Annotated in this window: 13 protein-coding genes; 5 read left to right on the top strand and 8 right to left on the bottom strand. The window is 70.3% G+C overall.

Going from position 1 to position 11,394, the window contains the following annotated elements; all coding sequences use genetic code 11:
• Position 1 precedes the first annotated feature (1 nt).
• Positions 2-781 carry an enoyl-CoA hydratase/isomerase family protein gene (locus JTJ31_RS12680; RefSeq protein ID WP_207539031.1) on the bottom strand — a complete coding sequence of 260 codons (780 nt, stop codon included), beginning with the start codon at positions 779-781 and terminating at the stop codon, positions 2-4.
• Between the two features lie 82 nt (positions 782-863).
• Between JTJ31_RS12680 and JTJ31_RS12675 the strand changes: the two genes are divergently transcribed.
• Genes JTJ31_RS12675 through JTJ31_RS12665 form a run of 3 tightly spaced genes read left to right on the top strand, consistent with a single transcriptional unit; the run spans position 864 to position 3,875 of the window.
• The gene (locus JTJ31_RS12675) at positions 864-2,036 is read left to right on the top strand and encodes a CaiB/BaiF CoA transferase family protein (RefSeq protein WP_207539030.1); all 1,173 of its coding nucleotides are present in this window, start codon (positions 864-866) and stop codon (positions 2,034-2,036) included.
• The gene (locus tag JTJ31_RS12670; RefSeq protein WP_207539029.1) at positions 2,033-2,692 is read left to right on the top strand and encodes a class I SAM-dependent methyltransferase; all 660 of its coding nucleotides are present in this window, start codon (positions 2,033-2,035) and stop codon (positions 2,690-2,692) included. Before JTJ31_RS12675 ends, JTJ31_RS12670 begins: the two co-directional genes overlap by 4 nt.
• A 7-nt stretch (positions 2,693-2,699) precedes the next feature.
• The gene (locus JTJ31_RS12665) at positions 2,700-3,875 is read left to right on the top strand and encodes an enolase C-terminal domain-like protein (RefSeq protein ID WP_207539028.1); all 1,176 of its coding nucleotides are present in this window, start codon (positions 2,700-2,702) and stop codon (positions 3,873-3,875) included.
• 37 nt (positions 3,876-3,912) lie between these two features.
• On the opposite strand, the gene JTJ31_RS12660 is transcribed toward JTJ31_RS12665, so the two are convergent.
• The 3 genes from JTJ31_RS12660 to JTJ31_RS12650 are packed head-to-tail and all read right to left on the bottom strand — an operon-like array spanning position 3,913 to position 6,155.
• Positions 3,913-4,671 carry an HpcH/HpaI aldolase family protein gene (locus JTJ31_RS12660; RefSeq protein WP_207539027.1) on the bottom strand — a complete coding sequence of 253 codons (759 nt, stop codon included), beginning with the start codon at positions 4,669-4,671 and terminating at the stop codon, positions 3,913-3,915.
• Between the two features lie 32 nt (positions 4,672-4,703).
• Complete coding sequence (locus tag JTJ31_RS12655; RefSeq protein ID WP_207539026.1) at positions 4,704-5,186, bottom strand: MarR family winged helix-turn-helix transcriptional regulator; 483 nt, start codon at positions 5,184-5,186, stop codon at positions 4,704-4,706.
• 6 nt (positions 5,187-5,192) lie between these two features.
• Positions 5,193-6,155, bottom strand: a complete 963-nt coding sequence (locus tag JTJ31_RS12650; protein WP_207539025.1) for a tripartite tricarboxylate transporter substrate binding protein — start codon at positions 6,153-6,155, stop codon at positions 5,193-5,195.
• A 187-nt stretch (positions 6,156-6,342) separates the two neighbouring features.
• On the opposite strand from JTJ31_RS12650, the gene JTJ31_RS12645 reads away from it, so the two are divergent.
• The gene (locus JTJ31_RS12645; protein ID WP_207539024.1) at positions 6,343-7,737 is read left to right on the top strand and encodes an FAD-binding oxidoreductase; all 1,395 of its coding nucleotides are present in this window, start codon (positions 6,343-6,345) and stop codon (positions 7,735-7,737) included.
• Between the two features lie 2 nt (positions 7,738-7,739).
• The gene (locus JTJ31_RS12640) at positions 7,740-8,897 is read left to right on the top strand and encodes an MFS transporter (RefSeq protein ID WP_328805729.1); all 1,158 of its coding nucleotides are present in this window, start codon (positions 7,740-7,742) and stop codon (positions 8,895-8,897) included.
• A gap of 90 nt (positions 8,898-8,987) precedes the next feature.
• Here the strand turns inward: JTJ31_RS12640 and JTJ31_RS12635 are convergent, their stop codons facing one another.
• The 4 genes from JTJ31_RS12635 to JTJ31_RS12620 form a co-directional block, all read right to left on the bottom strand.
• Positions 8,988-9,827 carry a SirB1 family protein gene (locus JTJ31_RS12635; protein ID WP_207539023.1) on the bottom strand — a complete coding sequence of 280 codons (840 nt, stop codon included), beginning with the start codon at positions 9,825-9,827 and terminating at the stop codon, positions 8,988-8,990.
• Positions 9,824-10,204, bottom strand: a complete 381-nt coding sequence (locus JTJ31_RS12630) for a histidine triad nucleotide-binding protein (RefSeq protein WP_207539022.1) — start codon at positions 10,202-10,204, stop codon at positions 9,824-9,826. Before JTJ31_RS12630 ends, JTJ31_RS12635 begins: the two co-directional genes overlap by 4 nt.
• Entirely contained in the window at positions 10,201-10,932 is a 732-nt protein-coding gene (locus tag JTJ31_RS12625; protein WP_207539021.1) for an endonuclease III domain-containing protein, read from the bottom strand. The genes JTJ31_RS12630 and JTJ31_RS12625 overlap by 4 nt, the downstream gene beginning before the upstream one ends.
• A 69-nt stretch (positions 10,933-11,001) precedes the next feature.
• A complete protein-coding gene (locus JTJ31_RS12620; RefSeq protein ID WP_207539020.1) occupies positions 11,002-11,280 on the bottom strand; it encodes a hypothetical protein in 279 nt (92 codons plus the stop codon).
• Positions 11,281-11,394: the final 114 nt, after the last annotated feature.

Raw genomic sequence — 11,394 nt, 5'->3', positions numbered from 1 at the left:
ATCAGCGCCCCTCCCACTTGGCGGGGCGCCGCGCCAGGAAGCTTTCCACTCCCTCGGCGAAGTCGCGCGAGGTGAAGCACATGGCTACGAGGTCGTCGCCATGGATGGCGCGGCTGGCGTCGCGCAGGCGGCGCAGCGCCTGCTTGGTGGCGCGCAGCGTCAGCGGCGCGTGGCCCGCCACGGTCTGCGCCAGCTCCCAGGCACGGGCCTGCAGCGCGGCGTGGTCAGGCAGGATCTCGGAGAGCAGCCCGGCCTGCTTCATCTCCTCCGCCTCCATGAGGCGCGCGGTGAAGATGAGGTCGGTGACGCGCGCCGGGCCAATCAGCGCCGCCATGCGCGCGTGGTTCACCATGGACAGCGTGTTGCCCAGCGTCCGCGCGATGGGGAAGCCGAAGCGCGCATTGGCCGCGCCGATGCGCAGGTCGCACACCGCGGCGATGGCGGCGCCACCCCCGGTGCAGGCCCCGGAAATGGCAGCGATGGTGGGCTTCGTGCAATCCTCCAGCGCCGTCAGGATGCGGTCGATCTTCGCCTCGTAGCCGATCGCGTCCTCGGCCGTGCGGAAGTTCCGGAACTCGGAGATGTCGGTGCCGGCGGCGAAGGCCTTCTCGCCCGCGCCGGTCAGGATCACCGCCCGCACGGAATCATCGGCGCTCGCCTCGGCGGCCAGCTTCGCCAAGCCCTCATACATGCCGAAGGTGAGGGCATTGCGCGCCTGGGGGCGGTTGAGCGTGACATGGACGATGCCCTCGCGGCGCTCGACCAGAAGTTCCTCGGACATGCGGTTCCCCTTTCCCCGGCAGGGTTGCAGCCTTCGGCGCGCGGTGGAAGATGCGGGCGCCAACCCAGGAGACGTCCCACCCATGATGCCCCTCAGCCGCTTCACCGTGCTCGACCTCACCCGCGTCCGCTCCGGGCCGACCTGCGTGCGGCAGCTGGCCGATTGGGGCGCCAACGTCATCAAGGTCGAGGCGACGGACGAGGTGGACACGGGCAAGGGGCTGGGCGGCGAGCGCCACGGGCCGGATTTCCAGCACGTCCACCGCAACAAGCGCGGCATCACCATCAACCTGAAGAGCGAGGCGGGGCGCAGGCTCTTCCACCGCCTCGTCGAGAAGGCCGACGTGGTGGTGGAGAATTACCGCCCCGACGTGAAGCACCGGCTGGGGGTGGATTACGACACGCTCGCCGCCATCAATCCGCGCATCGTGCTCGGCTCCATCTCCGGCTTCGGGCAGGACGGGCCCTATGCCAAGCGTCCGGGCTTCGACCAGATCGCCCAGGGCATGGGCGGGCTGATGAGCGTGACCGGCCTGCCCGGCCAGGGGCCGGTGCGCGCCGGCATCCCGGTGGCCGACCTCACGGCCGGGCTCTACTGCGCCCTCGGCATCATGGTGGCGCTGCTGGAGCGGGAGAGCACCGGCAAGGGACGCTGGGTGCACGTCTCCCTGCTGGAGGCGATGATCGCCATGATGGATTTCCAGGCCACGCGCTGGACCATGAAGGGCGAGGTGCCGAAGCAGGCGGGCAACGACCACCCGACCACCATCCCCACCGGGCTGTTCCAGACGAAGGACGGCGTGGTGAACATCGCCGGCGGCGGCGGCGAGATGTGGAAGCGCATCGTCGCCGTGCTGGGCATCGAGGAGGAGGCGAAGGACCCTGACCTCGCCACCGACAAGCTGCGCTCACAGAACCGCGCCAAGACCAACGCCATCATCCAGAAGCGCATGGAGATGCGCAGCACCGACGAATGGGTGCGCGCGTTCAACGAGGCCGGCGTGCCCTGCGGCCCGGTCTATTCCATGGACCAGGTCTTCGCCGACGAGCAGGTGAGGCACCTGGGCATGGCGATGCCGGTGCAGCACCCGCAACTCGGCGAGATCCAGTTGGTGCGCGCGCCCATGCAGATCCAGGGCGTCGAATGCGCCCGCAACCCGACGCCCGAGCGCGGCCAGCACACGGAGGAGGTTCTGCGCGAGTTCGGCCTTTCCGCCGAGGAGATCGCCGCGCTCCGCAACGAGAAGGCCATTTGAGCGTCCCGGGGAGCGCAGGCTACGCGGAGGAGGCGGATACCCTCTCCCGGCTGTACGAGAGCGTTCCCTTCGCCCGCGCGAAGGCGCATCTTCTTCCCTATCTGCCGCGGGCGCCGGCCTCGGTGCTCGACATCGGCGCGGGCACCGGCCGGGACGCGGCGGGCCTTGCCGCGCTGGGCCACCAGGTCACGGCGGTGGAGCCGACGGCGGAACTGAGGCGCCGCGCCATGGCGCTGCATCCCGACCCGGGCATCGCCTGGCTGGACGATTCCCTGCCGGATCTCGCCAGCCTGCCTCCGGATGCATCCTTTGACACCATCCTGGCCACGGCGGTCTGGATGCATCTCGACGCCGCGGAACGCGCACGCGGCATGCCGCGCGTGACCGCGCTGCTGCGCCATGGCGGGGTGCTCGCGCGTACGCTGCGTCACGGACCCATCCCGCCTGGCCGCCACATGTTCCAGGTGACGGCGGAGGAAACCGTCGCGCTGGCGGAAGCAGCAGGGCTTGCCTGCCTGCATCCCTGCCTGCATCGCGCCGAGGCGAAGGATGGACTGCTGCGCGCCGAAGTAACCTGGGACCGGCTGATCTTCCGGAAGGGCGCCGCCCTTGCCGCCTGTGCCGGCGAGGCGCAGAACCCGCCCAGCCAGACATGAGGGTTCCGTGAAGATCACCAGCATCCGGCAGGGCGTGGTGCCCATCAGCAGCGCCATCGCCAATGCCTATATCGACTTCTCCAAGATGACGGCGAGCGTCGTCGCCATCACGGTGGAAAGCGGCGACGGGCGCTCCGCCACCGGCTACGGCTTCAACAGCAACGGACGCTACGCGCAGCACGGCCTCCTGACGGAGCGCTTCATCCCCCGGCTGGAAGAGGCGGGCGAGCTGCCCGCCCACGCCGATGGCGGCTTCGACCCGGTCCCGGCCTGGACCGCCATGATGAAGAACGAGAAGCCGGGCGGCCATGGCGAGCGCAGCGTGGCGGTGGGCGTGCTGGACATGGCGCTGTGGGATGCGACGGCGAAGCTGGCCGGTGTACCGCTGTGGAAGCTCCTGGCGCAGCGCTACAACAAGGGCCAGTTCGACGAGAAGGCATGGATCTACGCCGCCGGCGGCTACTACCACCCCGGCAAGGACGTGGACGCGCTGGTCGAGGAGATGAAGCGCTATCTCGGTCTCGGCTATTCCGTGGTGAAGATGAAGATCGGCGGCAGCCCCGGCATGCCTCTGCGCGAGGCGCTGCTGCTGGATCTGAACCGCATCGAGGCGGTGCTGAAGCTGCTGGACGGGCAGGGGCACCGGCTCTGCGTGGACGTGAACGGGCGCTTCGGCCTCCATGCCGCGCTCTCCTATGCCGCCAGCATCGAGGGCTTCGGGCTGCGCTGGTACGAGGAGCCACTGGACCCGCTGGACTACGCCACCCACGCGACGCTGGCCGAGCACTACCTGCCGCCCATCGCCACGGGCGAGAACCTGTTCTCCATGCAGGATGCGCGCAACCTGATCCGCCATGGCGGGCTGCGCCCGGATCGCGACGTGCTGCAATTCGACCCGGCCCTTTCCTACGGCCTCGTCGAATACCTGCGCACGCTGGACATGCTGCGCGCCCATGGCTGGAGCCCGCGCCGCTGCGTGCCGCATGGCGGGCATCAATTCGCGCTGAACATCGCGGTGGGGCTGGGGCTGGGTGGCAACGAGAGCTACCCGGAGGTCTTCGCGCCCTTCGGCGGCTTCGCGGATTCCACCCCGGTGGAGAATAGCCGCATCCGCATGCCGGACGTGCCGGGCATCGGCTTCGAGGCGAAGAACGACCTCTACGCGGTGCTCAAGGATCTGTGAGGCAAGGAGGGGGGCCGGGCAGGCCCCCCTCGGCGCGTCAGCCGCGCGCGATCTTCACCGCAGACTTCGCGGCGTTCACCATCAGCCCCACGTCGTTCAGGATGGTGACGAGCTTGAAGCCCATCTTGATCATCTTGTTCGCGTATTCGGGGGTGCCGTTGTGCAGGCCCGCCGCGATGCCGCGCTTATCCGTCTCCTTCAGCAGGCGCTCGTAGATCTTCATGATCTCCGGCTCCTCGCGGTCCAGCTTCGGCTCCATGCCGAGGGACAGGCCGAGGTCGGAGGGACCCACGTAGATCGCGTCGATGCCTTCCACGTCGAGGATGGCTTCCAGATTGTCGAGCGCGGTCTGCGTCTCGATCATCGGGATCACCAGCACCTCGTCATTCGCGGTCTTCTGGTAGGTGCCGCCCGAGCCGTAGGAGCCGGCGCGGATCGGGCCGTTGGAGCGCGTGCCCTTGGGCGGGTACTTCGCGTACTGCACCAGGGCGCGGGCCTCGGCCTCGGTGTTCACCATCGGGCAGATCACGCCATAGGCGCCAGCATCCAGCACCTTGCCGACGATGCCCGGCTCGTTCCACGGCACGCGCACCATGGGCAGCACGCCATGCGGCTGCATGCCCTGGAAGCAGGCCACGCAGGACAGGTAGTCCTGGACGCCGTGCTGCATGTCCACCGTCACGCTGTCCCAGCCGCACTGGGCATACATCTCGGCGCTGAAGGCGTTGGGGATGGCGAGCCACCCGTTCACCACCGCCTTGCCGCTCTTCCAGGCTTCCTTGACCTTGTTCGCCACGCGCTTCCTCCTCCGGATGGGCTGGGGGAAGGCTAGAGCGGTTCTTCCATTGGGGGAACCCGCCTGGCCTGCCGCGCGGCGCTGAGATTGGCCTTCATGCGCGCCAGCACCCGCCCGGCTTGGGCCAACTCCTCCGGCGTGAGGCCCGCGGTCATGGCGTCGTTCAGCCCCTCGCGCAGCCCGATCATCTTGGCCTGGAGGCGCCGCCCCGCCCCAGTCAGCGCAAGGCGCCGGACGCGGCGGTCCGACGCATCGCCCTCGCGGCGCACGAAGCCCGCCGCCTCCAGCCGCGCGATCGTGGCCCCCACCGACACCTTGCCGACGCCGAGCAGCCGCGCGAGGTCGGATTGTGCCATCGTCCCGTCCGCCGAGCGCGAGAGCTGCACCAGCATCCACCATTGCGCGCGGGTCAGCCCGTGCGGGCGCATCCCGCCGTCGAACAGCGCCTGGCGCAGCCGCGACACGTCATGCACCAGGAAGCCGATGCGGAACCCCGCCCCTGCCTCCTCCGTCACCGTGCCCTACCCGTCCGCCCGCAGCCCCATCCGGTCCACCAGCGCGGTCCACCAGCGCAGGTATTGCTCCATGTCGGCGCGGAACTCCTCCGGGCCGAGCCATTGCGGGATCGTGTCCATCTCGCGCAGCCGCGACACCACCTCGGGCCGCGCCATCGCCTTGCGGTAGCTTTCGGCGAGGCGGGCATGGATGGGCTGCGGCAGCCGCGCCGGGCCGAGCATGCCGAGGAAGCCGGTCTGCGCGAAATCCTCGATCATCCCGAGTTCGAGCAGGGTGGGCACCTGCGGCAGCGACGGGATGCGCTCCCGCCCCAGCACGGCGAGGGGGCGCACGCGCCCGGAACGGATATGCTCGCCCGCGCCGGTCATGGAATGGAAGGCGCAGGGGACGCGCCCGCCCAGCACGTCGGCCAGCAGCGGTGCCTCGCCCCGGTAGTGCACGGGCGACATGTCGAGACGGTGCGTGTCGGAGAGAAGCTGCGCCATGGCGTGACCGGTGGAGCCAGGCGAGTAGGTGCCATAGTTCAGCGACTTGCCGCGCGTGTAGTTGATGAACTCCTCCATTGTGCGCGGCGGCTGGTTGGCGGCGACGCAGAAGACCAGCGAGGTGGTGCCCATCTTGCCGATCGGCGCGAAGTCCGAGAGGCGGTAGGGGTCGCGGCGCAGCACCACCGGGCTCTGGAAGGAGGAGGAGATGGTGAATAGCAGCGTGTAGCCATCCGGCGCGGCGCGGGCCACCGCCTCCGTGCCGATCATGGCGCCGGCGCCGCCGCGATTGTCGATCACGATGGGCTGGCCGAGATCGGCGGCCATGGGCTCGGTCACGAGGCGGGCCCAGATGTCGGTCGCGCCGCCCGCCGGGAAGGGAACGATCACGCGGATCGGCCGGTCGGGATACCCGCCCTGGGCGAAGGCCGGCGCGGCGAGGGGCAGCGTGGCGAGGGCGGCGAGTTGGCGGCGCTTCAGCATGGTCCGGGCGTCTCCTGGCGTTTCCGAGCGGGCAGGGCCCCGCATCCCGCCGCGCCATGGGCACGCCGGGTCCTCCCTGGTTATGGTTGGGGATACCGTAAGCTGGCGTACGACCGGGCGGCAAGGGCAACCCGGCCCGTCGCCACGCGGCGCTTTCGGGGGCATGATGCGGCCCCGGAAGGACGCCATGACCCAGATTTCCCAGTCCCCGGCGGAAGCCGTCATTGCCGCGCTGCGCCCCCTCCTCGGCGAGCGGCTCAGCGTGAACGACGCGATCCGCCAGCAGCACGCGCGCGGCGAGGATACCACCGCCCCCACCATGCCCGACGCGGTCATCTTCGCGGAAAGCACCGAGGAGGTGAGCCGCATCCTCGCGCTCTGTCACCAGCACGGCGTCGCGGTGACGCCCTTCGGCGCCGGAACCTCGCTGGAAGGCCACGTGAACCCGGTGCGTGGCGGCATCTCGCTCGACCTGTCGCGCATGGACGCGATCGAGGAGGTGAGCGCGGAGGACATGGACTGCCTGATCGGCCCGGGCGTCACGCGGCAGCAGCTGAACGACCATCTGCGCGACCAGGGGCTGTTCTTTCCGGTGGACCCCGGCAGCCACTGCACCATCGGCGGCATGTGCGCCACGCGCGCCAGCGGCACCAATGCCGTGCGCTACGGCACGATCCGCGAGAACGTCCTCCAGTTGGAAGTGGTGCTGGCGGATGGGCGCGTGATCTGGACCGGCTCCCGCGCGCGCAAGGCGGCGAATGGCTACGACCTCACGCGGCTGGTCATCGGCTCGGAAGGGACGCTCGGCGTCATCACCAGGATCCGGCTGCGGCTGCACGGCATCCCGGAGGCGATGAGCGCGGCGATCTGCCAGTTCCCCACCCTGGCCGATGCGGTCAACACCGTCATCGCCACCTTGCAGGTGGGCGTGCCCGTGGCGCGGATCGAGCTGCTGGACGAGGTGCAGATGGATGCCTGCATCCGCTTCTCCAAGCTGGAGGGGCTGGCGCCCGCTCCGACGCTGTTCCTGGAGTTCCACGGTTCCGAGGCCGGCGTGGCGGAGCAGGCGGAGACGGTACAGGCCATCGCCGCTGACCATTCCGGCAGCAACTTCGCCTGGGCGCGGGAGGCAGAAGCGCGCAACCGCCTGTGGAAGGCGCGGCACGATGCCTACTGGGCCTGCGTGGCGCTGAAGCCCAACCATCGCGGCATCGCCACCGATGTCTGCGTGCCCATCTCCCGCCTCGCCGAGGCGCTCTTGGGCGCGAAGGAGGACATCGAGGCGAGCGGCCTCACGGCACCCATCGTCGGCCATGTGGGGGACGGCAATTTTCACACCGTGATTCTGGTGGACCAGGAAGACCCCACCGCGCTGGACCGCGCCTGGGAGCTGGACCGCAAGATCGTCCACCGCGCCCTGGCGCTGGGCGGCACCTGCTCCGGTGAGCACGGGGTCGGCATCGGCAAGCGCGAATTCCTGGAGGCGGAGCACGGGCTTGAGGCGCTGGCGGTGATGCGGAGCGTCAAGCAGGCGCTGGACCCGAAGGGCATCCTCAATCCGGGCAAGATCTTCCGGAACTGAGCGTGTTTGTCCTGCCGCTGCTGGCGCTGACTCTCGGCCACGTCTTCTCCAACGCCATCCGCACCCTGCCCGCCGTGGCGGCGGATGTGCTGTCGCGCGACCTCGGCGTCTCCGCGCAGGAGCTTGCCGCCATCACGGGAGCGTTTCCCGCCGCCTTCGCCGTGGCGATGATCCCGGTCGGCGTGGCGCTGGACCGCTACGGCGTGCGGCCCGTGGCGCTGACCCTGCTCGGCATCGCGGCGCTGGGGGCGGGGCTGGCGGCTTTGGCCCCCTCCGCGCCTGCCATGCTGCTGGCGCAGGTGGTGCTCGGCGTGGGGTGCTCGGGCATGCTGATGTGCCCGATGACCTTTGCCGCCCGCTCGCTGGACGCGCCGCGCTTCGGTCTGTGGTCGGGCATCATCCAGACCATCGGCAATAGCGGCATGGTGCTGACGGCGAGTCCCTTGGCCTGGCTGATCGAGGTGGAAGGCTGGCGCGCCGGCTACTGGGCCTGCCTCGGCCTCGCACTAGTGGCGGTCGGCACCGTGGCCGCGACCGTCCCCGCATGGGCGCCGGCCACCACCGCCGCGCGCTCCATCCTGGGCGATGCGCGGGAGGTGCTGCGCATCGCCGCCTCGCCCCGGCTGCGCGGGCTGATGGCGATCGCCTTCGTGTCCTTCGGCGCGGTGCTGGGCGTGCGCGGGTTGTGGGGCGGGCCATGGCTGATGGAAGTGCGCGGCCTGGAGCGGCTGGAGGCGGGACACCTGCTGCTGGGCTGCACCCTGGCGCTGGTGGCCGGGCCGGCCCTGGCGGGCTGGGTGGTGTCGCATTTCGGGCATGTCCGGCGGTTGATCGTGCTGGGCCATGGAGTGGCGGCGCTGCTGGTGCTGGGGCTGTTCCTGCGCGGCCCGGTGTGGCTGGACGCGGCGCTGCTGGTGGGATTCGGCCTCGCCATCTCCTTCCAGGTTCTGTGCTTCTCCTTGCTGCGCGGCTCGGTACGGCAGGAGGAGGCGGGGCGGGCGCTGTCGGCCATGAACATGTTCTTCTTCGGCGGCGCGGCGGTGCTGCAATGGATCTCCGGTGCTGCGGCCTGGATGGGCGGCGCGGGGGCGGCGCTGCTGACCTTTGTCGCGGCGCTGTTGCTGGGCTGTCTGGCCTTCGTGCGCTGGCAGCGGGACTGATCGGGCAGGGCGGAGATTACCAATCTGCCGCAGCGCTTCGACGCCTTCACCCGGGCGCAGCGGGAGGGCTGAGCCGAAGCGGAACCGGCCTCAGTTCAGCCGGTTCCGCAACTCGTCGATCAGGGCGCGGGTGCGGTGCGCTGCCTCACCGCGTGGTTCCAGTTCCAGGGCGCGCTCCAGGCTTTGCAGCGCGGCGCCGATGCGTTCCAGCCGGTGCTGCATCAGCCCCGCCTCGCGCCACAGCCCCGCATGGTCGGGGGCGAGGCGCAGCATGTCCTCCGTGCAGCGCAGCGCGCCATCCACGTCGCCGGCGCGCAGGCGGCGCAGCTTGATGTTGTTCTGCAGGCGCAGCAGCACCCCCCGCTTGCTCATCGGCACCAGCAGGCCGGGGCGCAGCTCGGCCTTCGGCCCCTCGATGCGCTTGATCAGGGCGCGCAGCTCCGGCGCGGCGAGCACCGCACCGCCGCCGAATACGTCCAGGATCACCTGGCCGCGCGGATGTCCCAGCGCCAGCAGGAAATGCCCGGGGAAATCCACCCCATGCGCTGCCCAGCCCGCCGCCTCCGCCGCGTGCAGCCAGAGGATGCCGAGCGCCACCGGCAGGCCGCGCCGCCGCTCCAGCACGGCGAGGAGATTGGCGTTGCGCAGGTCGTCATAGGTCTCGGCATCGCCGCCGAAGCCGAACTCGCCATGCAGCAGCCGGGACAGGATGGCGGCGCGGCGCGTGGTGTCGCCCGCATCGGCGCGCGGGTCGGCGGAGGCTTCCTCCACCGCGCGCCGGGCGATGCGGGACAGGAGGTCGCGCGCCGCGCGCCAGTCGGCATCGGGCGCGTCCACGCGCGCGAATTGCAGCGCGACTTCGGCGAGGTCGAGCTCGGCATCCGGCAATTGTCCGGCGGCCGAGAGCGCGGCCCGCGCCTCCTCGCTCATTCGCGCGGCATCATGCGGCCCAGCCGCCTGCCGCCAAAGATGTGGACGTGGAAATGCGGCACTTCCTGCCCGCCATCCGGCCCCATGTTGGACAGGATGCGATAGCCGCTCCCTTCCAGCCCCAGATCCTTCGCCACCTTCCCCACGGCGCGCCAGAACCCGGCGATGGCCGCGTCGCCGGCGTTGGCGTGAAAATCCGCGGCGGAAACGTATTCGCCCTTGGGAATCACCAGCACATGGGTCGGCGTCAGCGGGTTGATGTCGTGGAAGGCGAGGGCGAACTCGTCCTCGTGGACGCGCTTGCACGGGATCTCGCCGCGCAGGATGCGCGCGAAGATGTTCTGCGGGTCATAGGGGGGCAGGCCGGAGACGCTCATGGGGGCGGAGGGTAATCCGGTTCCGCCTCGGCTGTGAACGGGCTGGCGCGGCGCGACTGGCCAGTGGGGCAGATATCCAGCAGTACGCAGCGCCCGCAGGCCGGGGCGTGGAAATGGCACGTCTTCTGGCCATGGCGCATCAGCACCTGATGGTGGTCATACACTTCCTGCGCGCCCCATTCCGCGGGCAGCATCGCCTCCATCACGCGGTGCGACGGGCCGACGGCCATGCGCGGCGGGATGACCCCCAGGCGCTGCGCGACACGGTGATGGTGGCTGTCCACCGGCAGGGCACGTCCCCGCATCGTCGAGAAGGACAGCACGGCCGCGCTGGTCTTGGGCCCGACGCCGGGCAGGGATTGCAGCCATTCGCGCGCTTCCTCCGCCGTCATGGAAGCGAGGTGCGAAAGATCCAGCACGCCGCGCCGCTCCGTCACCGCGTGCAAGGTGCGCTGCAGGGCGGGGGCCTTGGCCTCGGGCCAGGTGCAGGCGGCGATGGCGTCCTCCACCTCCTCCACCGGGGCGTCGCGCACTGCCTCCCAATCGGGGAAGCGCTCTCGCAGCGTGCGAAAGGCGCGGGCGCTGTCGGCGTTGCGGGTGCGGTGCGACAGCAGGGAGGAGACCAGCTCGTCCAACGGGTCCAGCGCGTGGAAATAGGACAGCGGGCAGCCGAACTCCGCGCAGAGGCGGCGATGCGCTTCCAGCAATTGGGCGGCGGGGTCGGTCAAGGCGCGCTTCCTCCGAAGAGGGGGAAACGCGCTTTGTCCCGTGAGGCTGCCGAGCGCAGCCGGCTCGGATCAGGCTGCTGAACGCAGCCGGGCGCGCCGCATCGTCTCAAGGCGCCGCACGCCGATCACCTGGGAGAGGTTGCCTTCCACGAGGTGAAGCTCATTCGCCGGCATGGCGTCCATGCCGAGTTCCACCAGCAGCACCTCGCCGGCGCGGCGCGACTTCACTTGGTCGGGAACGAGGTCGCGCTTCGCGAAGGGCTGAAGCAGGCGCGGCAGCATGCCGGGCGCGGCTTCAGCTTGGAGGGTGAAAAGCACGGAGACGGTATCGGGAGCGGATTCGGTCATGGGGAATGTCCTGGGATGCGGGCTGCGAAGGGAAAGACCCGGACGGCGCGGACGCGCCGTGTCGCGGCGCGGGTTCAGCCGGCCGGGCGGGTAATTCGCAGCGTGGTCCGCATG

The sequence above is a fragment of the Sabulicella rubraurantiaca genome, assembly GCF_017355885.1.
GTDB lineage: Bacteria > Pseudomonadota > Alphaproteobacteria > Acetobacterales > Acetobacteraceae > Roseococcus > Roseococcus rubraurantiacus.
This window is presented reverse-complemented; position numbering and strand designations above follow the sequence as displayed.